The following is a 25,191-nucleotide window of genomic DNA, read 5'->3' as shown; positions in this document are numbered from 1 at the left end:
TTCTAAGAATTATTGAGGAATGGTTATGTACCAACAACGAATCATCATTGATGGACTTCAGTACTGCAACTGGGACAGAGAGTATTTCCAAACTCTCAAGACCAGTGGAATCACCGCAGTACATGCGACCATTGTTTATCACGAAAATGCACGTGAAACCCTGAGCCGATTTGCTGAGTGGAATTTACGTTTTGAGCAAAACTCCGATCTCATCATGCCTATTTACTCAATGGCCGATGTGGAAACCGCTAAGCAACAAGGCAAGGTCGGCATCTTCTTTGGTGCGCAAAACTGCTCGCCAATTGACGATGAGATTGGTCTGATTGAGGTGATGCGCCGCCAAGGTCTGCTGATTATGCAGCTAACCTACAACAACCAAAGCTTGCTTGCGACCGGGTGTTACGAGGCGAACGATACGGGCATTACTCGCTTTGGTAAGCAAGCCATCGCGGAAATGAACCGAGTGGGGATGATCATCGATATGTCCCATAGCGCAGAACGTTCGACGCTGGAAGCGATTGACCTTTCTTCTCGCCCGATTTGCATTAGCCATGCGAATCCGAGCTTTGCTCACGATGCGCTTCGTAACAAATCCAACACGGTGATTAAAGCGCTGACGGAGCGTGGTGGCCTAATTGGCTTCAGTCTCTACCCATTTCACTTGCCAAACGGCAGCCAATGTTCACTAGAAGACTTCTGCGAGATGGTGGCTAAGACGGCTGAACTGTTTGGTGTTGAACACCTTGGCATTGGTAGCGATCTATGCCTTAACCAACCACAACAAGTGTTGGAGTGGATGCGCAATGGACGCTGGTCTAAAGCGATGGATTATGGCGAAGGTTCCGCAAGCAATTCGGGCTGGCCAGATGCGTTGCCGTGGTTTAGTGGAAGCAAAGGGATGGAGAACATCTACAACGGATTAATTCGCCATGGATTCAGTGAGTCGGAGGCGGGACAAATACTGGGTGATAACTGGTTTAACTTCTTGAAAGAAGGACTTGAGCCTATTTCATAAACCTTAACCCAAACATGGAGCAGCCCACCACAACAACTAAAACAAGGTGGGTCGTTGAATACACTCGTGTAGCTGGCCTGATGGCCACTACCGAAAAACTTCTGGAGTCAGCATATGTCTGATTTAACCAATAGCATGAAAGCTGCCGCAATGAACATGGCATCTGACAAATCACAAGCTAAGCACAATACGTCTGCCAATGAAAATTCGCCTGACAAGCTTGGGCTGAGCAATCCCGCTTTCTGGTATAGCGGTGGGTTCATCGCTCTGTTTGTTGCTTTAGCGCTCTATGATGGCGAACTGCTGTCTAATCTGGTCAATGCAGGATTTGGCTGGTCAGTGAAAGTGTTTGGTCCATACTGGCAGTTGCTACTGCTTCTCACCTTTCTTATTGGCCTTGGGCTCGCTGCAGGGCGAACAGGTAAGGTGATACTCGGTGGCACAACCAAACCCGAAATGGATACTTTCCGCTGGACTGCGATCATCTTCTGTACCTTACTCGCTGGTGGTGGTGTGTTCTGGACTGCGATCATCTTCTGTACCTTACTCGCTGGTGGTGGTGTGTTCTGGGCTGCGGCAGAGCCAATCGCCCATTACGTTAGCCCACCACCACTCTACGGCCCACAAGATAACCCTCAACAGTTAGCCGTTAACTCACTGTCGCAATCCTTTATGCACTGGGGATTCCTTGCATGGGCCATTGTTGGCAGCCTGACAGCTATTGTGGTGATGCATCTTCATTACGATAAAGGTCTGCCGCTGAAACCTCGTATTCTTCTCTATCCGGTTCTTGGTGAACGTGCATTAAAAGGTCATACGGGTGCGATCATTGATGCGTGTTGCATCATCGCGGTTGCTGCAGGGACGATAGGTCCCATTGGCTTTCTAGGTCTACAGGTTAGCTACGCGTTAAACGCATTGTTTGATATTCCCGACGGCTTTACCACTCAACTGATCATTATTCTGTTTGCCATCGCATTTTATACTTTGTCCGCTCTGAGTGGTTTGAATCGTGGAATGCAGATGCTTAGCCGTTACAACGTAATTTTGGCTATCGCTCTGATGATCTACATTCTTCTATTTGGCCCAACGAACTTTATCTTCAACGGCTACATTCAGGGTGTGGGCAGCATGCTCGATAACTTCATCCCAATGGCGACTTATCGTGGGGATGAAGGCTGGCTTAGCTGGTGGACGGTCTTTTTCTGGGGATGGTTCCTTGGCTATGGACCTATGATGGCGATCTTTATTGCGCGCATTTCTCGCGGTCGCAGTATCCGCCAGTTAATCTCGACCATTAGCATTGTGGCACCACTGGCGACTTGTTTCTGGTTCACTATTGTTGGTGGTTCTGGTCTGGCATTTGAAATTGCCGAGCCGGGCAGTGTCAGTAAAGCCTTCGAAGGTTTCAACCTGCCAGGTGCGCTATTGGCGGTTACTCAACAACTACCGTTACCTATGGTGGTGTCGGTGCTGTTCCTTATCCTCACGACGATCTTCATCGTTACAACCGGTGACTCTATGACGTACACCATCAGCGTGGTGATCAGTGGAGAAACTGAGCCTAATGCCATCGTGCGTACATTCTGGGGTGTCGCCATGGGTGTGACGGCGCTGATTCTGATTTCACTGGGCTCTGGTGGAATTTCCGCATTGCAGTCTTTTATCGTCATCACTGCGGTTCCGGTATCATTGATATTGCTGCCATCACTTTGGAATGCGCCACAAATCGCAATCAAGATGGCGAAGGCACAAGGGTACTAGTGACTACTTATTAACGACTAATAACGTGAACAGTGTGCGGACGCTATCCGCACACTCCAACCATTCTTACAATAACAACAGGTGGTGAGCAAAATGGATGCACATCGTTCTACTTACACTGAAACATCGCTGCGCAATGCAGGGGTGGTCATGGCGCCAGAAAGGCTAGGAGCTATGCACCAAAATCGAATCAGTTTTGTACGCAGTCTGATTCGCAAAATGGCTAGACAACAATGGCAGGTGAGCCGTCATGATTGGCAACTTTGTCCGCAAGGGTTTGGCCATGTCATTTATCGACTTAACACCCCACACCATGTTTATCATCTCGTGGTGTTTTGTGATCAGATTGCAGACGAAGAGCGCAATGACAGAGTCATCGCGGAAAGGTGGGATGTCACATTTGCCTTGGTTTACGGTGATGTTGATGTGAGTTTGCTTGAGCAGTTGCGTGCCAATGTTCCGCTTCAGGAAGCAGGTCGCAATCCAAACAATGTGCTGGTGTTGGCAAGAGCAAATAAAAGTGTACGAGTGTTCGAACATATTGTCTCGGCGCTGGCTAAAGGCCTTCAACCACAAGGCGAAGAGCTGGCACAGGTGGGTTATATCCTCAGAACAACAGCCGTGTATGGCAACGGTAAGTTTGGGATTGCGGACTTCAAGCTACTGGAGAACAATCCGGACTTCAGTCTGTCCTTCAGTGCACAGATGTGTGCTGTGTACCTGCTACGTGAGTTCAGTCTCGATTGGGTGCATTACCTTGCACGTCAGCAAGGTGGCAATAATGCAGTTGAGCTAGACCGAGGACTGCAACGCTATCTTGGTGTTGGTAATGCCACTGGGCTGGGAATGGCGCCTTATTTGATTAATCACCCATGCATCGTTGATCAATGGATGACAGCACGTGAAAGTGCTTTAGCGAAGGTTTTAGCAAAGCCATGCGATTCAGAGATGCATGGGCCTTTGAGTCAGTTATTGAATAAAGCCATCAAACATTTAGAGCAGGTCGTGACCATCAATGCGCATCAGGATGCGTTGAATCAACAGGCGATTGCTGAGCTGACTCTTATTCATAAAGAGCTGGCGAACATCACCTCACAGCAGCCCAACTGGCAGGGTGTGATGGAGGGTTTGACGACCTACAGTTTGGAAACTCAAGAGATTGTCACTTCTTGTTTGATCGAACTTTATCCCGAACTGGTTAACCGTTTTGAAGATCAGATGAACACCGATGAAACTTTGTCTGTTGCTAGTGGGAAAAGTGTTGGTGATTTGCTTGATGTGTTAAACGATAAATATCGCTGGGCGATTGACGCCGATTACTCGTTGGCAGAGAACAACTATTGGTTCTGGTATCGCTCTGAGGATAAAGAAGAACCGAGACTTGGGGTTCGTGGAGAGGAATCCGGTGAAGACCGAGAGCTGCCGCTTGATATCGGTCGTCAGGTCAACCGCCTGTTTAACGCAGCCTCTCAGCAGCCGAGTGAGATGTCACTGGCTCAGTTTCTATTACAATACCCTCAGTATCGCTCAATTGCGCGTCGAGTCTGGACCTTGGGCCATCGGCAGATGGGTGATATTCAGATGAATGTGTTACGCCAAGATGCACTGCCTATGCACTTACTGCGCTGTAAGTTGGCTTTCTTTGGTGCGACGAAATTTGATCCTCGCTCAGACCGCTGGGTACGAGTGACCTTCTTTCAAGGTGCGCCTTTGTTAGATGAAATCGGCTCAGAAGAGTACAACGACAATTGGATTTTCCCTTTAATGCCAACCGAAAGTGAGATCCAGAGTCGTCAGTCGAACAAGGTTCAAGGGGGAAACGCATTATGATCGTGTCACACAATGAGCTGGTAGCAGCAGTCAATAAAGCGTTCTTAGGCACACGTCGTTTGTGTGGTGAAGCGGATGTTATTGCCAATATGGTGGCTGATTTACAAATGGCCGGATTGCATGGTGTCCGTCACTTTAATAACGCCAGTCGTTTTCTTGGCTTAGACTCTGACTGCGCGGTGTTGATTTCGCAACGTTCTGATGAGAGTCTAGAGGTGGATTTGCACAATAGCAGTGTGGCTTGTCACTTACCTGCCGTGTTGGATTTTGCGCTGGAGAAAATGGTCCAATCTAAAACCATTACAATTGAGCTCAAGCAGTGCCATAACCGTTGGTTGGCGTACAGCGAGTTAGTGAAGCTGGCAGCCAAAGGTATCGCGTGTCGTGCCCGCTGGACTAACGGCACCAGCCCCAAAAATGTATTGTACGTCTTGAATCAAGGCAATATTGCACCGGAACTGTATTTCTCAGAAGAGAGCCGTGGTTCGATAGAAAGTTATCACTCGATGACGATTGAATTGGCGGTAAGTGATTTTGATGTCAGTGCTAGTTCGCAAGGCTACAAGGTGTATGTTGATGCTAAGGAGCTCGTCGATGCACAGCAGTCCTCATGGCGAGAGGGCATTTTCGTTGAAGACGAAGAATGGGAATTACTAAAGCAGACCGCGACAGTGTTTCTGGTCGAGAATAGCGAACGTTCAAGGCAAGGTGCCGGAGAGCTTGCCTAATACTAAAAAAGCCAAGGTCAAGACCTTGGCTTCCAAAGCAGTGAACTATAGGGCTAGTAAAATAGCGATGCTGTGCGTCGCTATTTTTGCTCAGATGACGATGGTAGTGAAAATCTCGCGCTCAAGTAGTAACATTTCGGCTGTTTCGCAGAATTTGTCGAAGAGAAAAGAGGCGCTAATGTTTTTACCTGCAAAGTACGCCATCACAAGCGATGCTAAAAGCCTAGATAAGTTGGCGCAATTACTTGCTTTGCAAAGCGTTGACAGTTTGTGCCAACTGAGAGCCAAGTCGTACAGTTTATCGTCTCTAAAGCAAGTAATTGGTCCCTATGTGAAAGGGATTGTTTTGGTCAATTCTGCTTCCTACGATGGCACGGACTTAGCTCCTTTTCATGGCGTGCACCTTACCTCGAAAGACCTCTCAGATAAGGCTTTGATTCAGTCGATTCGTCACAGCGGCGCGCAATTTTTGGCGGCATCGTGTCACAATGAGCAGGAGATTGAGCTGGCGAATCAAGCAGGGTGTGACTTCATTACTATTTCGCCAGTGGAAGCGACGAACTCTCATCCTGATGCCACTCCGATTGGTTGGCAGCACTTTGCGGAGCTATCCAAACTGGCGAACATGCCAACCTTTGCCCTCGGTGGGCAAAGTACCCATAACGTAGAACATGCACAAAGCTACGGTGCGCACGGCGTTGCTGGGGTTTCAGACTTTTGGCAGGTTGAGAAATAAAAAAGCTGGTGAATTCACCAGCCTTCGCGTTTAGCCTAAGTAGCGATTCTTGAGATGATCTTTAAAGAATTGCGCGTTGAGAGTGTCGCCTGTTGCTTGCTTCACTAACTCATCTGTTGTGAGTAAGCTTCCCTTGCTCCAGATATTGTCTGATAGCCAGCTAAAGATTGGCGTTAAATCGCCAGCTTGAATGGCCGCATCGACATCAACTGTTTGCTTCATTGCCGCCATAAACTGCGCGGCATACATTGCCCCTAATGTGTAAGATGGGAAGTAGCCGAATGCGCCGTCGGTCCAGTGGATGTCTTGCATACAACCGTTCTTAAAGTTGTCTTTGGTCGACAGTCCAAGGTAAGCCTGCATTTTTTCATTCCACAGTTCAGGAACGTCAGTGTGTTTGATCTTACCGTTAATCAGATCGCGCTCAATCTCGTAGCGCAGAATAACGTGAGCAGGATAGGTAAGCTCGTCGGCATCAACACGAATGAAGTCTTTTTTCACGCGAGTGTAGAGCTTGTGGAAATTTTCCTGCGAGAATAGCGCTGGGTTATGGCCATCGAAATGCTTGGCCGCAAAACCTGCCAGATGAGCGATAAAGGCGTCGCTGCGCCCGACCTGCATTTCAAAAAATAGCGATTGTGACTCGTGAATACCCATAGAGCGAGCCTCACCAGAAGGTAATCCAGCAAGAGATTTTGGTAGTCCCTGTTCATAACGAGCGTGACCCGTTTCGTGCACAATCCCCATCAGCGACTGAACAAACTCGTTTTCATCGTAGCGAGTTGTAATTCGTACATCCGATGGCACACCGCCACAGAATGGGTGTACACTCTCATCCAAACGACCATGTTCAAAGTCGAACTGCAGTAGCTTCATCACTTCGAGACCGAGTGCTTTCTGCTTATCTGTCGCGAATTTACCTTTTGGTTGAATAAACTGCTCAGAAGACTGCTTTTCAATCACTTCATCGATAAGTTCTGGCAACCAACTTTTCACATTGCTAAACAAGGTGTCTAGGGAAGCGGAGCTGGTGCCGGGCTCGTAGATATCCAACATGGCATCGTATGGAGTGAGTCCGTTTGCTTCTGCTCGGATTTGCGCTTCTTCCTGAGAAAGTTTCACTACCTCAGCCCAGTTCTTCTCGAACCCAACCCAGTCATTGTCACCACGCTGTGTACGCCATGCATGTTCACATTTGGAACCTGCAAGGGATTTAGCTTGCACCAATTCTTCTGGGAGAAGATTGGCTTGCTGCCACTGGCGTTTCAACTCGCGAAGTGTCGCCTTGTCATCTGTATTGAGTGATTCACCTTCGGCTTCTGCAAACCAGTCTGCCAGTTGAGGTTGAGTATGAAGGCCGTGAATATGAACCGAGAGTTCCGCCATGGCTTCAGAGCGAGCTTGGTTACCGCCGCTAGGCATAACCGCGGCTTGGTCCCAACCACAAATAGAAGCAAGGTGGTTGAAATGAGAGATTTTTTTAGAATGTGCTTTGAGTTTTTCGAATGCGCTCATGGGTCGCCTTCCGTGACTATTTAGGAGAAGGAAAGTGTATCAACCTCGCTTAGTCAGACCAAGTACTATCCGGTTGTATCCTTTGAATGGGGTCTCAGTTAAATCACACTATTTCTAGCATTTAGTGATTTAAATGTTATTGGCGTGTCGGAAAAGAATTCCGTTTCGTTGTTTATTCACTGACGTTTTGATGATAGAAGAGGGTTATCAAATGACCTCGATGAATTCGAGAAGAGGCATAGAAAGGAGTAGATGTGATTAACAATATGGAAGCGTTTCTGATCGCCATTACCATTTTAACGCTAACACCGGGTCTGGACACTGTGCTGGTGCTACGCAATTCTTCCCGAGGTGGAGTGAAAGATGGCGTTGCCACCAGTCTAGGTATTTGTTTAGGTCTGTTTGTCCACGCGACGTTTTCTGCAATTGGTATCTCCGCCATTTTGGCTCAGTCGGCAGAACTGTTTAATGCAGTAAAGATGGTTGGTGCCGCTTATCTTATATGGCTGGGGGCGACTACTTTAAGAGAGGTCTGGAGAGGTGATGTGGCTCTGTCGAATATGGAGTCTCATACGCATAATCTGGATATGAAACGCTCTCTCCGAGAAGGCTTTCTGTCAAATATTCTCAACCCGAAAACAGCAGTTTTCTATCTCGCGTTCTTGCCGCAGTTTATAAATCCTGAGGGCTCGGCATTTTTGCAATCCAGTATGATGGCGGCTATCCACTTTGTGATTGCCATGATTTGGCAATGTGGCTTGGCAGGTACTTTAAACTCAGCGAAGAACTTGCTGAAAAGTCCTAAGTTTATGCGCCGGATGGAAGCAACAACGGGAGTGGTTCTCGTGGGTCTAGGTGTTAAACTTATAGTGGAAGAATAAAAAAACAGCGGCTTAAGCCGCTGTTTTTTTTATTGGTTAGCTCTGCATCTGAGGTTGCTTTAAGTTATCGACAGCGGCTGAGAAATACGCTTTTGTCTCTTCAATCACGACATGGCGGAGCAAGATCAAACCGATCAGGTTAGGCACCGCCATCAAGCCGTTAACGATATCAGCGATAATCCAAATCATATCTAGGTGTAGGAAAGCGCCTGATGCCACCAAAGCAAGGAAGATAACCTTGTATGGCAGAACGGCTTTGGTACCGAACAAGAATACGACACAGCGCTCACCATAGTAGTTCCAACCCAGAATGGTTGTGAAGGCGAAGAAGATCAAGCCAACAGAGACCAGAATAGGGCCAAGCGTTTCGGCATTCAGGCCAACAGCAAAAGCGTGAGTCGTCATCGCTGCACCGGCAAAGTCACTTTGCCAGGCTCCAGTCAGGATCAGTGCAAGGCCTGTCATCGTACAAATGATGATGGTATCGAAAAAGGTACCTGTCATCGAAATCAGACCTTGTCTCACACACGAATCGGTTTTCGCAGCCGCTGCTGCCATGGGAGCACTACCAAGACCAGATTCGTTAGAGAAGACACCACGAGCAATACCCGATTGGATGGCTAGCATGATGCTCGCACCAAGGAAGCCACCTGTTGCCGCCGTTTGTGTGAAAGCAGACACCAGAACCAGCTCGATAGCATTGAACAGTTGATCGCTGTTGATGACAATCACGCTCAAACAAGCCAATACGTAGAACAGCGCCATCGTTGGAACGACTTTGCCTGCAACTTTAGCAATTGACTGAATACCACCCAGCGTGACAAACGCCACTAGTAACGTTAGTACCACAGCGGATGCTTCGCGCGGCACGCCAAAAGAGATCTGGCTGGCGTCTAGAATTGCGTTTACCTGAGGGAAAGTACCAATACCGAAGCAGGCAACACCCAAAGCGAAGAAGGCGAATAGTGAAGCGAGCGTACGTGAACCCACTCCATATTGGAGGTAGTACATTGGTCCGCCAACCATCTGGCCTTTGTCATCTACCTTGCGGTATTTAACGGCTAATAAGCATTCTGCGTATTTGGTCGCCATTCCGAACAGAGCAGCAAGCCACATCCAGAATAGTGCACCCGGACCACCAAGTTTTATTGCGGTTGCAACACCAACAATATTACCTGTACCAATGGTGGCAGAAAGCGCGGTACAAAGAGCGGCGAAGCTTGAAACATCACCTGGTTTTTTAGAATCATCTTTGCTGAAAACCATTTTCAGTGCAGTCGGTAGGTGTCGAAACTGAAGTAAGCCTAAGCGAAAAGTAAAGTAGACACCGGTCCCCACTAACAGGATAAGCAGTGGTGGGCCCCAGACAAAGCCGTCGATAGTTTTAAGTAAAGATTGAAGGTTATCCATGATTTCCCCTTAATTGATAAAGCATTACTAAGGAGAAGAGTGAAAGGGTAGAGACGACAAGTCTCAACAAACGCTACAGGCAGAAAAGCGATCATAGCTAGGTTGTTCTTTTCACTCCTCTGTCCTTTTGCCTGAGAGTTTCACTACACACATTGATAGTATGAAGCTTGCTCCTTCGGCGACCGATTTAACGGTTCTCTCCAGAGGTTCCTCCAACTACAGTCCTCGCTGTTTTCACAGCACCTGAAAGATTTACTTCTTCGGTAGGTTATTTTGTCCAAATGTTAAAACTTGGTAAATAACCACTCTCCTGCAGTCTTCATTGGAACGATTGCTCGTAAATTAAGCAAAAGTTGGTTGATAGCACTGGTTGCTGTCAACGTGTGAACTCTATCATTATTTTTGTGTAATTCAATAATTATTTTGCATGTTCTACAAGGTGGGGAAACGATTGGAAATGTGAGGTATGGAAGAGCCTCTAATAAATTTAGAGGCTCAGTTAAAGGATTATTCTTTGTGTCGTGCATTGACGCTATATCTTGCATTGTCATCCACGAAGTCATACTCAATTTGCGCGGGAGTAACGTCACAGATTTCAGAGACAGGCGTTAAAGTGCCGCTCGTACCATAGCGAAGATCAAATTGAATAAATCGACTAGAGACATTATCTTGATCTCCTCTAGGAATTTCCTCTATGTACATTTCAGTATCGCGGCAGCGTCCCGAGATGTAAATGGTGGTAGAAAACATAATCGGCTCTGAAATAGTAAAGTCTTCGAGTGTGACATCTTGATATGTGCGACTGAGATCAATGGTTTGACTGGTGTAAGTCATCCTCCCAGCAAATTTTTCCGCGTAAAGGCTGCCACTCCAACCTCTTGGTACAGGTAAAGTGTATGCGCCATTAGCATCTGTTTTAGCGATGGAGAAGTAACCCCTTACGTCTGCGTTTTGAACGGGGATACCATCCTGAGAATACACATATCCTTCAATGTTCACTTTTGAAGTAGGGCGCGTAAATAGGTGCGAATTACTAATATCACCAATCAATAAAGTGCCCGATTCAAATCCAAAACTGGAGCCATATCGACTGCTTCCGTTCCCAGTCTGAAAGATGTCAGCTAGTTGCCAAGATAACTCTTTACCTTTTTGGATATCGAAACGATAAACTTTACCTAGTGCGTCATCACCGATCATGAAGGTGGTACGATCTAGCTCCACATCATGGCCGAAATAACCTGTTTCGGTATCGATATCCGCTTGCTTGATCGTTTGCTGTAGGCTCCAAGACTCGTACGGGTGACGTCTCATGAAGACATGCACGTACGATGTTGTGTAGCTACTTACGACTAAAAAGTGTTTATTCACGTCAAAGGCGAAACCAAACTCACTGGATCGAGTTGGGGTTTTATCTGGTGACTCAATGATATCATCTAGGTGCCAGGTATTAAGATCTCTACTTCGGAAAATAAAGATACGCTCTGCCGAAGATTCACTGATGTACAACTCATTTGCATAACGGCGAACAGTAAAGCCTAAAGAACGAAGAGAAGGGTCGGGTAAGCTATTGACGTCTAGTTTATCGACCAGTTGCCATTCCCCAGAGTTTCTGAGGTATACGTAAATGCTCCCTTGCGTGGGATCGGAAATTGTGAGTAGCTGGTCATCGAGGTAAACAGACTCACCAAATTGAGAAAGTTGTGGATCAACGTCGTCCGGCAATTCAATTGTGCTAGATAGCGTCCAGTTCGGTTTGAATGCGTTCTCGCGCTCGTACAGCCAAATTTTTTGCTCAGAGCTGGAACCGATAGCAATAAAGCGGTCTGTGTTGTAGACGTACTTATCGGTACTCCCACTGCCGGTAACCGGAAGCTTTGGACCAAACTTCCAAACGCCAAAATCTTTAAAAATAATTTGGTTTCCGATGACGCCGACGTTACGCGAAAGTGATGTTGTTCCTGCTACTTTGTCGATTTTTTGATAATCGGATAAATCAGGAAAATTGGGTGATGCATTTGTAATTAATGAAAATAAGGCAGCGAATAAAGCTAAATATCGCATGGAGGTCTCTCCTCACTAATGAAGTAGGAATTCATGGCGGAATGAGACTTACAACAAGTTGACTGCGGACTAACTTAAGCTCTCGATGAATATCAAAGCATGAGAAAAGTTAGATCTCGTTGCTCTGAAGAAGCCATACTACATATAAATTAATTGGCATATCAATAGCATTTCGAGTATTTATACTAATTGATATATATGAAATTTTAACTAATTAAAATTATTGAGTTTTATTTGATTGAAAAACTATTGGATGGAGTGTGTTGAGGGTTTTAAATTGAGTTTAAATGAAATGACTATTTAGTGTCTTTTTGACTTTGTTATTGTTGTGTCTTATTGACTCCTATTAACTTGATGGCATTTTTATTTTATTGATTATATAGGATTTTTAAAGTTGGCAGGAAGAATGCTATGTAGAGAGAAAAACAAAATAATCTAGTGAGGTCCCTATGTTTGCTCAACCAACTCGCACCGCATTTAAAACACTTTTGACTGTTTCAAATATTGGACTGGTTGTCACTTTTCTCGCACTGGTGGTCAGCGTGATGATTTCTTATCCATACGCTAACGCCTTCAGCCTGAATGCTCAAATTGCGGCGCATATCAGTACCATCGTAATAGCTGCGTTTTTGAAAGTGAGTTATGTCACCCGATGCTTGGCGCAATACAATCTAGGTTTGGAAGTGAAATAGATATGACATAGTAATAGCGCCCTGAGTAGGGCGCTACTGCAAAGCTTAGAAGTAGTTCGCGTCAACCAGCTCGCTCACCTGCACTGATTTCACATCAGCTCGCGCATCAAGCCATGCAGCAACTTTGGCTTGCTGCTCTTCTGTTACGCTTTGATATCTTTCTGAGTGACAAATAAAGCCTTCAAACAACTCTAGGCCACCTCCACCAAAACTCAATCCAAGTGCATCGATGTAATCAATGAACTCGTCAACAAACGCGTCGTAGCTATCAAAGTCAGTGATCGTTGTTTCACAGCTGATTTCAAAGCCAAGCATCGCGAACTCACCCAAAAATAGCTTCTTCTGGATACGGCGTTTCTTATTTTCTAACTTATATGGTTTCATTATTTTGCCTCAAACTTTCGAGATAGTTCGTTATACCTTATATTTGATGCAGGCCCAAATTTAATTCTGTTAAAGCCTAGTCTTAGCCGTTTAGACTGAAAAGGTTGTGTTTTGTTACGATTAGCTTGATATCACATAACGAAACTGGAATGGGAATGTATATAATTGAATCAAATGGGTGTAAAACAAACTGAACTCTGACCCAACGCTCTTAAAAAATGGTATAAATGAATGAGTTAACAGGCTATTGAGGTTCTCGCAGAGTCTGGCTAAGGAGAGGGTATGACAAGATTGATTGCTATAGTTTTTTTGGTGGCGTTAGCGTTTGTGCTGATACGATATAGAACCAATGAAAAACTGCAAAAATACGTCGTCATAACACTGGTCTCTGGCTTTTTAGTTTATACCACGACATTAGTGGTTACGGAACTCATGCGCTAAATCTGTAGGAGCAAAGAATTGAACAACGAGTCTGAAGTTGAGAATGATGATGTTGTGGTCATCGAAGAACGGGACAAGCGCAGCTATTTGTATATTGTCATTGCAGGTGTCATAGGGCTAGCGTTAGGCGGCCTTGCCGGAGCCGTTGTTACGGCTGATAAATGGCAAAAAGCATATGATGGGCTGGAAGAAAAGTATCAGTCACTGGTTGAAGATAAGAAACAACTCGTGAACCAAGTCGAAGTTAAGGTTGCGAAAGTCGATGATGAAATTGCCGTTAAACTTCAGCAAGCCATTGATGAGCAGCAACAAGAGCATGAAGCGGCTCTGGCAGCGCTACGTTCTGAAGTGTCGGAGCTTGAGAAAGTCAATTTATCTCTTGAAGAGCAACTCAATCAGCAGAAGCAGAAGATTGCTGAAGCGAACCGAGAGAATAATCAACTGAATCGACAGGCTGATATGCAAGCCACGATGTTTGAGCGGTCACGAGAGTTATTCCAACAAGAGCTCAAAGTTAAGCAGGAACTGGAAGCATTAGAAAAAGAGCGGGAAGAGCTGGAGCCTAAAATCAAGCAACTCAAAAAAGACTGTGATTTGTATCTGGCGGGAACTTCTTGGGAAGCAAAATCTGACTCATGTGACAAGCAAGATGAAGCCAACTCTCGTTTAAGTCAGGTCAATCAGATGATCAGGGTACATCAAATGGATCTCAAGCAGATGAAAGCGTTGACTGACGAGCTAGGCTTATAGTCAAGTCTAACGAACTTGATATGAAACCTCTCTTATGAGAGGTTTTTTTACGCCTAAAGTGGGCAAGAAAACATTTTATTACTAATTTTAAGAGGTGAGGTAGTTAACGTTGCTAATGCAGTAAGGAAGCGGTGTGCATAAGAATAACAGTACAGAGTGGTTTCAAATTATTGCCAACCTTGCTTTTCTTTGTGCTGTAGGGGTTGTGTCTTATAGCCTAGTCAATCAGGATCACACTTGGTCGAGGATCTTCTTCTTATTCCCGATACTAATGATACTGTCTTTAATCTCGTCTGATTTAACACTTCGACATTTATTTTCATTCTCTGGTGTGGCTATGTTCTTAGTCGGCGGTCTGATTGAACCGTTTGATGTAGCTTCCATCCGAGATAGTTTAATGCTCATTCCTTTGTGCTACATCGTATTGTTCCCAGGTTCTTTGTGGCCGATCGCGGTGGGAGCGGCGCTCATCAATGGATATCTTTACCAATTAACGACCACTGACTTCGAGTTATTCGTCGAAGTGGCTACCGAAGTCAGTGCTATTACCATTGCATTGACCGTGATGTCATATTTCTATGTTAAAGCACGAGAACAAGCACTTACCTACAAGAAAGAGAGTGTCACTGACTATCTAACTAAACTGCCAAACTTGCACGCTTTTTACAGTGATATTAAACAAGTCAATGCCAGCAATGCTGACCATTTTGGCTTGCTGCATATTGGTCTTGAAGGGTTTAAGAATGTGAATGACCGTTTGGGGTATCGTCATGGTGATGTGTTGTTGGTGGCGTTTGCTAATCATATTAAGCAATTAGTTGGTGGCTATGGAAAACTGTATCGGTTGGGGGGAGATGAGTTTGTTCTTATGGTTGAGTCCACTGGGGTGGAACTGGTGCTTGATGAAGTAGTCGAGATTCTTGTGAGGCACAAAAAAACCTTATTTAACATAGATAATACCAGTCATAGGCTTGGGTTTTGCATTGGCGTCGCTTTTGCGAGAGACGCCTCTGAAAGTACCGATGTTTGGATTAAAAATGCCGATTTTGCATTGTACAAAGCGCGCTCGGAAGGAGCGGGTACAGTGTGCTGGTTTGATGAAGCCTTGCTGAATGAGACGATTCGCCAGCATCAGATAGAAACAGAAATTAAAGAAGCGTTAGCCAAAGATCAATTTGTGCTTTGTTATCAGCCGAAAGTTTCTACGACCACGTCGGAAGTGGTTGGTGCGGAAGCTCTGATTCGATGGAAACACCCACAGTTAGGGGCGATAACGCCAGCGGAATTTATTCCGGTTGCTGAGAAAACAGCGCAGATAGTTCCCTTAGGGCACTGGATTTTACGTGAAGCCTGTAAGCAAATTAAAGCTTGGCATGATGAGGGGATTGATATCTGTGTGTCGGTAAATGTGTCCAATGTACAGTTTGCTCACACCGATTTGTTTAAAGTGATCTGTGAAATTCTTAGAGAAGTGCAACTGCCTTCCCACTTATTGCAGATTGAGATCACGGAGTCCACATTGATGAAAGATCCTGAGAGTGTGACGGATATTTGTGGACAACTGCGAGCGTTGGGGATCTCAATTGCGATTGATGATTTCGGTGTGGAATACTCGTGCTTGAAGTATCTGAAGCAACTTCCGGTTGATGTATTAAAAATTGATAAGTGTTTTGTTGATGATTGTGCAATTCACGATTCCGACAGAATGTTGCTGAGAACGATAGTGCAGATGGGGCACAGTTTAAACATTAAAGTGGTCGCAGAAGGAATAGAGGATGAAGATCAACTGGAGGTTCTTCGTCAGGAGCGATGTGATGAATATCAAGGTTATCTGTTTTCTCAACCCCTGTCTGGTAAAGAATTTTTCTCTTTGTTTAATGTGAGTGCTAATAAAGCCTCGGCATAAATATCAGAGTAGGTTACAGTGCCCCAGTGTTATCCAATTGAGATACTAGATGCCTACCGATAAGCTGATTATTCCCCTCCCTTCGCTGATTCGTCGGATTGGTAGTGAACAGAACAAACAGTTACGTGTCATCGCCAAACAACATCACTGTGAGCTAAAGCGCATTCGTCGGTCTAGAGATTGGCAACTGATTGGCGAACCTGAAGCATTACGTGATCTGGTCAATTTTTTATATCAGCATGCATCGAATTTAGAGTTTGTGTTGAACAAACTAGAAGCGTTTATTGATTTCCATGCACCGCCTTGTGAGTCTCTTGCTGCACAGCTTGAGTACTTATTGCGTTCTAACTCTGCTATCACCTTAAATGAATTGATGGAGCAAACCGGATGCTCTCTGTCGGAAGCACGTAGCGCTCGGTTTGCTCTAAACGTATTATGAGCGAACTAGTTGAGGTGATCTAATGGGCTTATTGTGCCCGCGTAGTGCTGGCCTATCACATGGGTGTAGATCTGTGTCGTCTTAACGTCGTTATGACCCAACAGCTCTTGAACACTGCGAATGTCTCTGCCAGCCTGCAGTAGGTGTGTCGCAAAGCTATGGCGAAATGTGTGGCATGATACCTTTTTGTTGATATCGGCTTTAGCTACAGCTCGACTCAAGGTTTTTCTAACGACACTGCTGTGAAGGTGGTGCCTAGAAGGGCGGTGATTGTGTGGGTTGTGAGAAATAGAAGGTGAGGGGAAGATAAACATCCAGCCGAGTTGTTGAAACGCGTTAGGATACTTTCTATGCAGTGCATTTGGTAAAGATGGGCCAATACCATGCTGGTTGTCAGCTAGCTGTAACTTTTTAGCTGCATCTATTTGTTGGTGTAACTGACTAACACACTGATGGCTGAGTAATGTCTGACGGTCTTTCTTGCCTTTTCCATCCCTCACGGTAATAGACAAGTTGTTTAAATCGATATCTTGTACCCGAAGCCTTAGACACTCTGAGATTCTTAACCCACTTCCATAAAGTAATTCAATAATCAGTTTTTCTTTTCCATCTAGATAAGAAAGGATTTGCTTAATTTCACTCGGCGTCAATACAATCGGTAACTGTCTCTGCTTACTGGCTAAGCTAAACCCCAAATCCCCTAAATCAATTTTTAAATAGCTCTGATAGAGGAAAACCAGCGCGTTAAGTGCCACCTTTTGTGTATTTATGGCCACATTACGAGAGTTCGCGAGGTAGGATAGGAATTGAGTTACTTCATACGCGCCCATATCTTGAGGGTGTCGTTTATCGTGAAAGAAAATAAACGAACGAATCCAGTACAGATACGACTTCTCAGTACGAATACTGTAGCCACTTAACCTCATATACTCACATACCTCTCTAAGAAACGGGCTTTTCTCAGGCATTGAATCATCCTCGGTTCGTTTAGACCTGTACCTTTATAGCGACTTCCGTGAACAGAAAAGTGTGATTTTTGGCTTATTGTGAAGGTTAAAAATGTTGTACTTGAAGTGACGTTTACATGTAGAGCTGTTCATGAAGAAATGAAGTGGTTGGATACTGGTTATCTATGTATATCCTCTTTATGTTACCAATTGAGTAATAACCTTTGATTCCAAGTGTAATCATTCTATATAATTCTTTTTATTTTTCAGATACTCAGTACCTAGTTTTAAGCTAATTATCATGCCTTTTTTTATTCTTATTACGCTCCTTTTTGTTTTATTAACCCTCTTTGCCTTGTACTTCTATTTTGAAGCTAAACGGAAAAAGGAAGCACAAGATGCGAAAAAAGCACTGACCGTGCGTGTCGAAAAAATGAAAAAGCGATTCAAGTCAGAAGCTCAGCAATGGATGTTTTCTGGAGCCTTGTCCAAGCAGGATGAGAGCACGATGATTCGATTGCCGAACTATTTTTTTGTTTTTCAGCCGATAACGCCTGAAAATGTAGAACATTACGAACAGTCATTAGAAAGCGTGTTATTGACGGTTAATGAAAAGGTGTTGCTCGTCCCTAATAATAGTGATGACGTCACTGTGACATGCGAGCCATTGTGTCAGTTTGTTCAGTCTCTACCATCTGCTGCTCAAGGCTACAATGCCAGCTTTTATCGTAATGATCTGCCTGTGCTCATTCAAAAGCTAAGAGATGCTGAGATTGAGCCAGTAGATGAGCGGAACCAAGAAGAGACAGAAGTTGCCTAAGGGCTTTTCACTTAAATGGAGAGCGCCTGTTGGCGCTCTTTTTACTAGCTAGCGTTTATTTCTTTGTTCGAAAATATTGAATGACTTGATTTAAATATGTGTGTTGTTGCAAATTTTTGTTGTTTTATGATTTCTCATCAATAACTTACATAATAAGGAAATGAAATGGCAGCATTAACAAAAGGTATACATCACGTAGGATTAACCGTATCTGACTTAGAAGCCAGTGCTCAGTTTTTTATTGAGCACTTAGGTTGGAATGAAGTAAAGAGGAACCCCGATTATCCAGCCATATTTGTTAGTGATGGCAATATCATGCTGACGCTATGGTCCTCCCAGGTTGCTAACCCTACTCCGTTTGACCGAAAAACGAATGTCGGCTTACATCATTTAGCCTTGCTTGTTGAAAGTGAAGGGCAATTAGAACAATTACGAGAGCAGTTCCTCAAATCAGGGATTGAGGTTGAGTTTGGTCCTGAGCTTGTTAAATCCGGCCCTGCCAAACATCTTATGTGTTACGACCCAAGTGGTATTAGAGTAGAGCTATTCTGGCCTGGCTTGTAAAATAAGCATCTCAGAGACTATCAATGTGTTAAGTCTCCCCTTTTTGGGTGCTTAAAAAGCCTTTTCGTTGTTAAAGGTAATGGCTCGCTTAGAGCTAAAACTCGCAGTATCATATTGAAAAATAATTGTAGAGAAGTCTTTTAATATGTCATTTCCCCCATGTCCTAATTGCCAATCTGAGTATGTTTATCAAGACCAAGATCATCTGATTTGTCCTGAGTGTGCTTATGAGTGGAATCCAGCCGAAGTATTGGAAGATGAAACTTTGAATGTGAAAGATGCCAATGGAACACTCCTTGCTGAAGGGGATAAGGTGACATTAGCGAAAGACCTTAAGGTGAAGGGAAGCTCACTGGTCTTAAAAATTGGTACGAAAGCAGTGATTCGACGTATTGTCGATGGCAAGGATCATCAACTGGACTGTAAAGTCGATGGAGCAGGGGAAATGATGGTAACGGCGCAATTTGTTAAGAAGGCTTAATCCGACCATGGATTAAACGCATTACTTGGAGAAAAGCTCATCAACAATCCGTTACCTTATTCCTGTTTGCTCGAGATTCATGTTGTTTTAAGATTGTCTAACAACATACAAGGCTAAAAAGGTTATTCATGAAGAAAACAGTGAGCTTAATTGTGATGCTAGGGGCTCTAATTGGTTGTGATGATGCAACGAAAGCCATCGATCAAGCGCAAGAAGCCGCCAATAAAGCGGTGGATGATATTCAGCAGCAAGTGGAGTCAATTGACTTGGATAAGTTAAACCTTGATCAGCTTGGCGCTGCAACTGAGTCTGCTAAAGAAATGGCGACATCTATAGAGGAGGCCATCAGCGTTGATTTTGATAATCCAGAAGCTTTGACCCAAGCTAAGGAGCATATTGCAAATGCATACAGCTGTTTGGTTGAAACTTCCTCTGAAACCACCGCTTCTGAACTAGTAGATCAATTGTTGTCGTCTGTGAATAGTGAAGATGCTATCGCTTTGATTGAGAATGGGGTTGAACAAGCCAAATTGTCACAAGAATGTATCATGTGAACTTTTTAATCCTATTCCCTTTCATATCTAAGTGATCCTTTATTGGCACTAAAAGGTTTGTGATTTTTACAACAAGGTTATAAACGACTGCGAGATATGATGAACAGAGTAATTTTTTTGCTAGCGGTACTTTTTATCAGCGGCTGTTTAGGAATGCCGAAAGATGTGAAACCTGTCCAAGGCTTTAATATCGATAGGTATTTGGGAAAATGGTATGAGATTGCAAGGCTCGATCATTCTTTCGAGAAAGGGCTTAGCCAAGTTACCGCAGAGTATCGCTTAAAGCATGATGGGGGTATTAAAGTGATTAACCGCGGTTTTTCCGAAGAGCTTAGCGAATGGAAAGAAGCGGAAGGCAAGGCGTATTTTGTTCGAAGCGCAGCTCAAGGCTATCTAAAAGTGTCATTCTTTGGGCCATTTTATGGCTCATACATTGTTTTTGAGCTTGAGAAAGAAAATTACGATTACGCCTTTGTGTCTGGGCCTAATAATAATTACCTATGGTTGTTAGCTCGCACCGCTTCAGTAGAGCAAGATGTCATCAACAAGTTTGTTGCTATGGCCAAAGAGAAAGGGTTTGACACGAACCGGCTTATTTTTGTTGAGCACAAATAGTATTCACTTGCTTTAAACTTTTCTATTTAAAATCAATGCTTAATTGGTTTTTCTACTTGTTTTCTCCATTGTCCTCTATTTCTCTTTGAATGAAATTGAGCGGTTTTCTTATTCAGCCGCTCTATTGTCAAACCGATAACTAGCTCACTTATTAATAAGACTAATAGTTATGCCGATCACAATAATCGTGCTGATTGCTTTCCTTGATTAAATTATCACTCCAGGATGGGATCGGTCCCATGGGATTGTTCCCATAAATCATAAAATATACAAACTTGAGTGAATCAATTGAGCTTTACGCTACAAGGAAAGAATTATGAAACTATTACCTATTGCCAGTGCACTTTCTGTTGCCATTCTATCAACCAGCACATTAGCCGCCACTTCTCCCGTCGAATTTTACGGCTACATGCGTGGTGGAGTCGGGCTAAGTAATGAGGGCGGTTCTAACAGCAAATGGGAAGTGAACAAGGTCGGTCGTCTTGGTAACGAAGATGATCTGTATGGTGAGTTTGGCCTGAAAAAAGAAGTCTATGCAGAAGACGAAGTCTCCTTTGTGGTTGACTCGATGCTTAAATACTGGGAAGGGCAAGATGAAAACTCCAAAGATCGCAGTGTTGAGTTAGCACAGTTGAACGTTCAGGCAACAGGTTTATTTGAAGATAAAGACATTACTATCTGGGCGGGTGAGCGTTACTACCAACGTCACGACGTTCATATCGTAGATAACTACTACTGGGACGTCAGCGGTATCGGTGGTGGTGTTGAACACATTAATATGGGGCCGGGTAAGCTGTCCGTTGCGCTTCTACAAGATACTGTGGCTGGTGACTTAGATGATGGTCAGGAAACGACGGCTGTTATTGCCGATGTTCGATACGCTGGTATCCCAATGTGGGAAAATGCAGATCTGGAAGTGGGCTTGGATTATCACGCGGGTAACGAACGTAGTGGTCAATCACTGGATGCCGACAACAGCCTGATGTTTACGGCAAGCCTTCAACAATCACTGGACAATGGTTTCAACAAAACAATCCTACAGTTAGCGAACTCTGGTTACGCGGAGCAAATGACGACATTTGGTCATGGTAATGGTCTGGTGCGTGACGCTGCAAACAACGATGCGAAAGGTTACCGCCTGATCAACTGGGGTGTTATTTCTGTTGGAGACAAAATTGAATTTGGTCACTCTATCCGTTATGCCGCAGCCACAGATGTGGATGGTACTGCGACGGATGATTCCACACTCAGCGTGGTAGTTCGTCCGCTATACAAATGGACAGATAGAATGCGTACCATTCTAGAAATTGGTGGTTTCTCAGAAAAGATTAATAACATAGATAGTGCAGGTAGTAAGTTTACTGTTGCACAGGCTTGGGTACCTAAAGCGGGTTTTTGGTCTCGACCTGAGATTCGCGTATTTGCTACTTATCTGAATGATGCAGAAAATGATAATGCTTTTGGTACAGGTAAGGACACAGAAATCAGTGTCGGTATGCAGGTAGAAGCTTGGTGGTAAGCGCTTCGTAATCGACTGATTTTTCTTGCTGGGCGGGATAGAATTATCCCGCCTAAACTCTTCAAGGTAGCTCTTCTCAAATCTCACTTCTTTCTTAATATCACATCATTGCTGTACCATTAGTTTTTCGCTAAGTCTCAATTGTTTGGCTACACCTTAACGGAAGTACCGACAGGTAGCGTTGAGCAACGATCACGATTTGTTCTTGATGCGCTAAGCTCTCGTTAACCTCAATCTATAAGTGACTGAAGAGATAAGTATGACTTACGAGCAGTTTAATCAGTTTTGTTCTGAGCTTCCCGCGACTACCCATATCGTGCAATGGGGGGATTCTCATGTTTGGAAGGTGGGAGGAAAGGTATTTGCCGTAGGCGGTTGGGGCAAATCGGACAAACCCGCCTTTACGTTTAAAACCTCCCCGCTAAATTTTGATTTTCTCAGCGAGCATGACGGGTATATTCCTGCGCCTTATTTTGCGAACGAGGAATGAAATGGATTCAGCAAGTAGAAACGTCGGGTGAACTCGATGAAGAACTAGAGTACTACTTGCGCGAGTCTTATCGGTTGGTGGCGTCAGGTTTGAGTAAACGTAAGCAAAGTGAACTTGGGTTGAACTTGGAAGCGAATCGTTAGCATCCTGTTATTTCTTTTCTTCAATCTATACATTGTTCCTTTCGGTTGCTAGGATCCGCATTCGCGGCTGCACATGGATAAAACTTACGAATTAAGTGACTCATTATGAATGTAGAAAATGTGCTTCCTGAAAATTTCGCAGAGATGCTGGATGTTTGGGAAAACTCAGTCCGAGCGACTCATGACTTCATAACAGAAGAAGATATTGAGTTTTTTAAACCTATTATCATTGAACAAGCTTTTCCGGCCGTCACACTGAAGTGTATAAAAAACGAAACCGGCAATATTCTCGGCTTTGTGGGTGTTCATGAAGCAAAAGTAGAAATGCTATTTGTGTTAGACGCCGCGAGAGGCAAGGGAATAGGGAAAGCATTATTGCAATATGCCATTGAACATCTCGGTGTAAACAAAGTAGATGTGAATGAGCAAAACCCAATGGCGGTCGACTTTTATAAACACATGGGGTTCCATGTTGAGTCGCGCTCGCCTGTTGATGATATGGGAAAACCATTTCCAATTTTGCATATGACGCTCTAAGTCTCGGTTTGTCGTCACTCAATCTGTTAGAAGAAACGCTCAAAGCTAATAACTTTGAGCGTTTCCGTATATATTCATTATTTACAGTGACTTATATAGCCTAAGTGATAGGTTATTTACGCAATTTAATTTTCATATAAGGAACCTAATGGCTGTTTTAAAGATTCTTACCGCACCAGACCCAAAGCTAAAGATAAAAGCTGAAAAAGTATCGGACATTCAATCCGTTCAGACCCTAATCGATGACATGCTGGAAACGCTCTACGCGACAAGTAATGGAATTGGTTTGGCGGCAACTCAAGTGGGCCACCGTGAGGCTATCGTGATTATTGATCTGTCGGAGAGCCGAGATCAGCCACTGATATTAGTGAATCCAGAAGTAGTAGAGGGTAAGAATCGAGCGATGGGACAAGAAGGGTGTTTATCCGTCCCGGATTATTATGCTGATGTTGAGCGTTACACATCCGTTGTCGTTGAAGCTCTAGATAGACACGGCGAACCTGTGAGGATTGAAAGTGATGATTTTCTTGCGATTGTCATGCAGCATGAAATCGATCACTTGGCAGGTAATCTGTTTATCGACTATCTTTCTCCATTAAAGCAGCGTATGGCATTGAAAAAAGTAAAAAAACACATCAAAACAATGGCAAGCTAAACATGACAAAATGATAAATACAGGGAGTGTAATTAATGCAGCCTTTTGAATGTGTGTCATTTCTTTTAGTAGATAACAACCAGATACTTCTTGAAAAGAGATCGATACATAAAGCGAGTGACCCTGGCTTGACCTGTATTCCCGGTGGACATATAGAAGATGGCGAAACTCAGCCACATGCCCTGTGCCGTGAGCTAAAAGAAGAATTGGATCTTACCGCCAATAAGTATCATTACTTGTGTTCTCTTTACCATCCCACCTCTGAGTTACAGCTTTTGCATTATTACGTAGTTAGTGAGTGGCAAGGTGAGATTAAAGCATTGGAAGCAGAGAGCGTAAGTTGGGAAAAGCTTGAATCAGATTCAGTTTCGATTGAGGCAGATAAGCGAGCGATAGAAGAATTCAAACGAGTGAATCATCATCTTTGTTAGCGACTTGAGAGGGGGAACTATGAATCAAGCTAAGGCTTTGTTACCTCTTCCATCATCGAATACAAAAACGGTGAGCTACACTCATATCTCAAGCTCGCTCAGGTTAAGCCAAACTAGTGATCTACAGGTAGAGGAATCTTCCCAATGTCAAAAGGCCTTATTCTACTGACTTCTGTCGTATTCTTTTTCTATGGTCTGGCGTTCGCTATTGCTCCGAACAGTATGCTTAGCCATGCGACTGGTGGATATGCGACTTCTGCATCCATGCTGGTTGATATGCGGGCAACCTATGGGGGTATGTCTGTCGGTGTCGCACTTGTCCTATTCCTACTTTCACAAAAAACGTCAACACACAGTACAGGCTTGTTGGCCGTGATTTTTGTCAATGGGAGTATGGCGACAGGGAGAATCATCGGCTTGGTAAGCGATGGTGAAACAAACAGTACAATGCATTTCTATCTCATGTTAGAGGTGGGAGTGTCGCTGCTTGCCCTATATCTGTTTAAATCGGAAAAAACAGGGGACTGATATGCCAATAGCACACTGTACAATCTCGTCGGATTTGGTTTGCAAAGCAGAGACCGGTGAAGTTATTGAGCGCTGGGGCAGTTTGTCTGAGCAGCCTACCACAGATATGACCATTAATTTTGTTCGGGCTGAGTGGCAAGAGGGGAAGTCGTACTCAATCATTGCGAATCTTTGTTTGCCGTCAGTCTGGTCAGAAAAGTCAGTGAGCGCGCTACAGCTGGGGTTGGCAAAAGCCTTATCAGAAAGTTTTTCTGTCGAGCCCAAAAACGTATTGGTTATGACAACGATTCTAAGTTCAGGCTTCGTGGTGGAAAATGGGCGTGAAGTGACTTGGTAACGTCGTGCCCAGATTTGT

27 protein-coding genes, 1 pseudogene and 1 riboswitch are annotated in these 25,191 nt (G+C 44.3%); of the genes and pseudogenes, 23 read left to right on the top strand and 5 right to left on the bottom strand.

The genetic code is table 11. From position 1 onward, the window contains the following. Window positions 1–25 precede the first annotated feature (25 nt). The 5 genes from CTT30_RS09030 (at window position 26) to CTT30_RS09010 (ending at window position 6,073) form a co-directional block, all read left to right on the top strand. Window positions 26–1,015, top strand: coding sequence for a membrane dipeptidase (locus CTT30_RS09030; RefSeq protein WP_252034818.1), 990 nt, complete (start codon window positions 26–28; stop codon window positions 1,013–1,015). Window positions 1,016–1,129: 114 nt separating this feature from the next. Beyond that, entirely contained in the window at window positions 1,130–2,779 is a 1,650-nt protein-coding gene (locus CTT30_RS09025) for a BCCT family transporter (RefSeq protein ID WP_252034816.1), read from the top strand. Window positions 2,780–2,872: 93 nt separating this feature from the next. Next, window positions 2,873–4,609 (top strand): hypothetical protein, encoded by a 1,737-nt coding sequence (locus tag CTT30_RS09020; RefSeq protein WP_252034814.1) that lies wholly within the window; start codon window positions 2,873–2,875, stop codon window positions 4,607–4,609. Next, the gene (locus CTT30_RS09015) at window positions 4,606–5,337 is read left to right on the top strand and encodes a DUF3726 domain-containing protein (RefSeq protein WP_252034812.1); all 732 of its coding nucleotides are present in this window, start codon (window positions 4,606–4,608) and stop codon (window positions 5,335–5,337) included. The genes CTT30_RS09020 and CTT30_RS09015 overlap by 4 nt, the downstream gene beginning before the upstream one ends. A 178-nt stretch (window positions 5,338–5,515) precedes the next feature. Continuing rightward, on the top strand, window positions 5,516–6,073 hold the full coding sequence (locus CTT30_RS09010; protein ID WP_252034809.1) for a thiamine phosphate synthase: 558 nt from the start codon (window positions 5,516–5,518) through the stop codon (window positions 6,071–6,073). 30 nt (window positions 6,074–6,103) lie between these two features. On the opposite strand, the gene CTT30_RS09005 is transcribed toward CTT30_RS09010, so the two are convergent. After that, on the bottom strand, window positions 6,104–7,588 hold the full coding sequence (locus CTT30_RS09005) for a carboxypeptidase M32 (RefSeq protein WP_252034807.1): 1,485 nt from the start codon (window positions 7,586–7,588) through the stop codon (window positions 6,104–6,106). Between the two features lie 266 nt (window positions 7,589–7,854). Between CTT30_RS09005 and CTT30_RS09000 the strand changes: the two genes are divergently transcribed. Next, complete coding sequence (locus CTT30_RS09000) at window positions 7,855–8,469, top strand: LysE family translocator (RefSeq protein WP_252036632.1); 615 nt, start codon at window positions 7,855–7,857, stop codon at window positions 8,467–8,469. Between the two features lie 36 nt (window positions 8,470–8,505). On the opposite strand, the gene CTT30_RS08995 is transcribed toward CTT30_RS09000, so the two are convergent. Then, window positions 8,506–9,879 (bottom strand): alanine/glycine:cation symporter family protein, encoded by a 1,374-nt coding sequence (locus CTT30_RS08995; RefSeq protein WP_252034805.1) that lies wholly within the window; start codon window positions 9,877–9,879, stop codon window positions 8,506–8,508. A 109-nt stretch (window positions 9,880–9,988) separates the two neighbouring features. Further along, a riboswitch (glycine riboswitch) is annotated at window positions 9,989–10,093 on the bottom strand. 293 nt (window positions 10,094–10,386) lie between these two features. Beyond that, window positions 10,387–11,940 carry a YncE family protein gene (locus CTT30_RS08990; RefSeq protein WP_252034804.1) on the bottom strand — a complete coding sequence of 518 codons (1,554 nt, stop codon included), beginning with the start codon at window positions 11,938–11,940 and terminating at the stop codon, window positions 10,387–10,389. Window positions 11,941–12,389: 449 nt separating this feature from the next. Between CTT30_RS08990 and CTT30_RS08985 the strand changes: the two genes are divergently transcribed. Further along, window positions 12,390–12,632, top strand: a complete 243-nt coding sequence (locus CTT30_RS08985; RefSeq protein ID WP_252034802.1) for a hypothetical protein — start codon at window positions 12,390–12,392, stop codon at window positions 12,630–12,632. Window positions 12,633–12,677: 45 nt separating this feature from the next. On the opposite strand, the gene CTT30_RS08980 is transcribed toward CTT30_RS08985, so the two are convergent. After that, window positions 12,678–13,016, bottom strand: a complete 339-nt coding sequence (locus tag CTT30_RS08980) for a YggL 50S ribosome-binding family protein (protein ID WP_252034800.1) — start codon at window positions 13,014–13,016, stop codon at window positions 12,678–12,680. A 282-nt stretch (window positions 13,017–13,298) separates the two neighbouring features. On the opposite strand from CTT30_RS08980, the gene CTT30_RS08975 reads away from it, so the two are divergent. The 4 genes from CTT30_RS08975 to CTT30_RS08960 all read left to right on the top strand — a co-directional run bounded on the left by CTT30_RS08975 (window position 13,299) and on the right by CTT30_RS08960 (window position 16,552). Next, the gene (locus CTT30_RS08975) at window positions 13,299–13,457 is read left to right on the top strand and encodes a hypothetical protein (RefSeq protein WP_171360678.1); all 159 of its coding nucleotides are present in this window, start codon (window positions 13,299–13,301) and stop codon (window positions 13,455–13,457) included. 18 nt (window positions 13,458–13,475) lie between these two features. Next, complete coding sequence (locus CTT30_RS08970) at window positions 13,476–14,207, top strand: chromosome partitioning protein ParA (RefSeq protein WP_239866023.1); 732 nt, start codon at window positions 13,476–13,478, stop codon at window positions 14,205–14,207. A 133-nt stretch (window positions 14,208–14,340) separates the two neighbouring features. Beyond that, a complete protein-coding gene (locus CTT30_RS08965) occupies window positions 14,341–16,113 on the top strand; it encodes a putative bifunctional diguanylate cyclase/phosphodiesterase (RefSeq protein WP_239876050.1) in 1,773 nt (590 codons plus the stop codon). 49 nt (window positions 16,114–16,162) lie between these two features. Beyond that, complete coding sequence (locus CTT30_RS08960) at window positions 16,163–16,552, top strand: ribosome recycling factor family protein (protein WP_252034798.1); 390 nt, start codon at window positions 16,163–16,165, stop codon at window positions 16,550–16,552. Between the two features lie 5 nt (window positions 16,553–16,557). Here the strand turns inward: CTT30_RS08960 and CTT30_RS08955 are convergent, their stop codons facing one another. Next, complete coding sequence (locus tag CTT30_RS08955; protein ID WP_252034796.1) at window positions 16,558–17,520, bottom strand: integron integrase; 963 nt, start codon at window positions 17,518–17,520, stop codon at window positions 16,558–16,560. A gap of 280 nt (window positions 17,521–17,800) precedes the next feature. Between CTT30_RS08955 and CTT30_RS08950 the strand changes: the two genes are divergently transcribed. The 12 genes and pseudogenes from CTT30_RS08950 (at window position 17,801) to CTT30_RS08895 (ending at window position 25,173) form a co-directional block, all read left to right on the top strand. Beyond that, a complete protein-coding gene (locus tag CTT30_RS08950; protein WP_239866027.1) occupies window positions 17,801–18,319 on the top strand; it encodes a hypothetical protein in 519 nt (172 codons plus the stop codon). A gap of 165 nt (window positions 18,320–18,484) precedes the next feature. Further along, window positions 18,485–18,883, top strand: a complete 399-nt coding sequence (locus CTT30_RS08945) for a VOC family protein (protein ID WP_252034794.1) — start codon at window positions 18,485–18,487, stop codon at window positions 18,881–18,883. A 145-nt stretch (window positions 18,884–19,028) separates the two neighbouring features. After that, window positions 19,029–19,364 (top strand): zinc ribbon domain-containing protein YjdM, encoded by a 336-nt coding sequence (locus CTT30_RS08940; RefSeq protein ID WP_252034792.1) that lies wholly within the window; start codon window positions 19,029–19,031, stop codon window positions 19,362–19,364. Between the two features lie 128 nt (window positions 19,365–19,492). Beyond that, window positions 19,493–19,918 carry a hypothetical protein gene (locus CTT30_RS08935; protein ID WP_239866033.1) on the top strand — a complete coding sequence of 142 codons (426 nt, stop codon included), beginning with the start codon at window positions 19,493–19,495 and terminating at the stop codon, window positions 19,916–19,918. 99 nt (window positions 19,919–20,017) lie between these two features. Beyond that, complete coding sequence (locus tag CTT30_RS08930) at window positions 20,018–20,533, top strand: lipocalin family protein (protein ID WP_252036631.1); 516 nt, start codon at window positions 20,018–20,020, stop codon at window positions 20,531–20,533. Window positions 20,534–20,849: 316 nt separating this feature from the next. Continuing rightward, the gene (locus CTT30_RS08925) at window positions 20,850–22,052 is read left to right on the top strand and encodes a maltoporin LamB (RefSeq protein WP_252034790.1); all 1,203 of its coding nucleotides are present in this window, start codon (window positions 20,850–20,852) and stop codon (window positions 22,050–22,052) included. A gap of 259 nt (window positions 22,053–22,311) precedes the next feature. Continuing rightward, window positions 22,312–22,685: pseudogene (locus CTT30_RS08920) on the top strand (MmcQ/YjbR family DNA-binding protein). A gap of 105 nt (window positions 22,686–22,790) precedes the next feature. Beyond that, complete coding sequence (locus CTT30_RS08915; RefSeq protein WP_021458371.1) at window positions 22,791–23,222, top strand: GNAT family N-acetyltransferase; 432 nt, start codon at window positions 22,791–22,793, stop codon at window positions 23,220–23,222. 148 nt (window positions 23,223–23,370) lie between these two features. Further along, window positions 23,371–23,877 carry a peptide deformylase gene (def, locus tag CTT30_RS08910; protein ID WP_006962566.1) on the top strand — a complete coding sequence of 169 codons (507 nt, stop codon included), beginning with the start codon at window positions 23,371–23,373 and terminating at the stop codon, window positions 23,875–23,877. 35 nt (window positions 23,878–23,912) lie between these two features. Next, a complete protein-coding gene (locus CTT30_RS08905; RefSeq protein ID WP_252034788.1) occupies window positions 23,913–24,308 on the top strand; it encodes an NUDIX domain-containing protein in 396 nt (131 codons plus the stop codon). 144 nt (window positions 24,309–24,452) lie between these two features. After that, a complete protein-coding gene (locus CTT30_RS08900; protein WP_252034786.1) occupies window positions 24,453–24,836 on the top strand; it encodes a DUF4345 domain-containing protein in 384 nt (127 codons plus the stop codon). A gap of 1 nt (window position 24,837) precedes the next feature. After that, window positions 24,838–25,173, top strand: coding sequence for a hypothetical protein (locus CTT30_RS08895; protein WP_252034784.1), 336 nt, complete (start codon window positions 24,838–24,840; stop codon window positions 25,171–25,173). The last annotated feature ends 18 nt before the right edge of the window (window positions 25,174–25,191 follow it).

The sequence above is a fragment of the Vibrio coralliilyticus genome (genome assembly GCF_024449095.1).
Classification (GTDB): Bacteria; Pseudomonadota; Gammaproteobacteria; order Enterobacterales; family Vibrionaceae; genus Vibrio; species Vibrio coralliilyticus_A.
Note: the sequence above shows the minus strand (reverse complement) of the source record. Positions and strands in the feature narration are given on the sequence as shown.

What these genes read in the sequence shown, in the direction of transcription:
- CTT30_RS09030 (WP_252034818.1), top strand. Translation starts at nt 26, where the DNA reads ATGTACCAACAACGAATCATCATTGATGGACTTCAGTACTGCAACTGG.
- CTT30_RS09025 (WP_252034816.1), top strand. Translation starts at nt 1,130, where the DNA reads ATGTCTGATTTAACCAATAGCATGAAAGCTGCCGCAATGAACATGGCA.
- CTT30_RS09020 (WP_252034814.1), top strand. Translation starts at nt 2,873, where the DNA reads ATGGATGCACATCGTTCTACTTACACTGAAACATCGCTGCGCAATGCA.
- CTT30_RS09015 (WP_252034812.1), top strand. Translation starts at nt 4,606, where the DNA reads ATGATCGTGTCACACAATGAGCTGGTAGCAGCAGTCAATAAAGCGTTC.
- CTT30_RS09010 (WP_252034809.1), top strand. Translation starts at nt 5,516, where the DNA reads ATGTTTTTACCTGCAAAGTACGCCATCACAAGCGATGCTAAAAGCCTA.
- CTT30_RS09005 (WP_252034807.1), bottom strand. Translation starts at nt 7,588, where the DNA reads ATGAGCGCATTCGAAAAACTCAAAGCACATTCTAAAAAAATCTCTCAT.
- CTT30_RS09000 (WP_252036632.1), top strand. Translation starts at nt 7,855, where the DNA reads ATGGAAGCGTTTCTGATCGCCATTACCATTTTAACGCTAACACCGGGT.
- CTT30_RS08995 (WP_252034805.1), bottom strand. Translation starts at nt 9,879, where the DNA reads ATGGATAACCTTCAATCTTTACTTAAAACTATCGACGGCTTTGTCTGG.
- CTT30_RS08990 (WP_252034804.1), bottom strand. Translation starts at nt 11,940, where the DNA reads ATGCGATATTTAGCTTTATTCGCTGCCTTATTTTCATTAATTACAAAT.
- CTT30_RS08985 (WP_252034802.1), top strand. Translation starts at nt 12,390, where the DNA reads ATGTTTGCTCAACCAACTCGCACCGCATTTAAAACACTTTTGACTGTT.
- CTT30_RS08980 (WP_252034800.1), bottom strand. Translation starts at nt 13,016, where the DNA reads ATGAAACCATATAAGTTAGAAAATAAGAAACGCCGTATCCAGAAGAAG.
- CTT30_RS08975 (WP_171360678.1), top strand. Translation starts at nt 13,299, where the DNA reads ATGACAAGATTGATTGCTATAGTTTTTTTGGTGGCGTTAGCGTTTGTG.
- CTT30_RS08960 (WP_252034798.1), top strand. Translation starts at nt 16,163, where the DNA reads ATGCCTACCGATAAGCTGATTATTCCCCTCCCTTCGCTGATTCGTCGG.
- CTT30_RS08955 (WP_252034796.1), bottom strand. Translation starts at nt 17,520, where the DNA reads ATGCCTGAGAAAAGCCCGTTTCTTAGAGAGGTATGTGAGTATATGAGG.
- CTT30_RS08950 (WP_239866027.1), top strand. Translation starts at nt 17,801, where the DNA reads ATGCCTTTTTTTATTCTTATTACGCTCCTTTTTGTTTTATTAACCCTC.
- CTT30_RS08945 (WP_252034794.1), top strand. Translation starts at nt 18,485, where the DNA reads ATGGCAGCATTAACAAAAGGTATACATCACGTAGGATTAACCGTATCT.
- CTT30_RS08940 (WP_252034792.1), top strand. Translation starts at nt 19,029, where the DNA reads ATGTCATTTCCCCCATGTCCTAATTGCCAATCTGAGTATGTTTATCAA.
- CTT30_RS08935 (WP_239866033.1), top strand. Translation starts at nt 19,493, where the DNA reads ATGAAGAAAACAGTGAGCTTAATTGTGATGCTAGGGGCTCTAATTGGT.
- CTT30_RS08930 (WP_252036631.1), top strand. Translation starts at nt 20,018, where the DNA reads ATGAACAGAGTAATTTTTTTGCTAGCGGTACTTTTTATCAGCGGCTGT.
- CTT30_RS08925 (WP_252034790.1), top strand. Translation starts at nt 20,850, where the DNA reads ATGAAACTATTACCTATTGCCAGTGCACTTTCTGTTGCCATTCTATCA.
- CTT30_RS08915 (WP_021458371.1), top strand. Translation starts at nt 22,791, where the DNA reads ATGAATGTAGAAAATGTGCTTCCTGAAAATTTCGCAGAGATGCTGGAT.
- def (WP_006962566.1), top strand. Translation starts at nt 23,371, where the DNA reads ATGGCTGTTTTAAAGATTCTTACCGCACCAGACCCAAAGCTAAAGATA.
- CTT30_RS08905 (WP_252034788.1), top strand. Translation starts at nt 23,913, where the DNA reads ATGCAGCCTTTTGAATGTGTGTCATTTCTTTTAGTAGATAACAACCAG.
- CTT30_RS08900 (WP_252034786.1), top strand. Translation starts at nt 24,453, where the DNA reads ATGTCAAAAGGCCTTATTCTACTGACTTCTGTCGTATTCTTTTTCTAT.
- CTT30_RS08895 (WP_252034784.1), top strand. Translation starts at nt 24,838, where the DNA reads ATGCCAATAGCACACTGTACAATCTCGTCGGATTTGGTTTGCAAAGCA.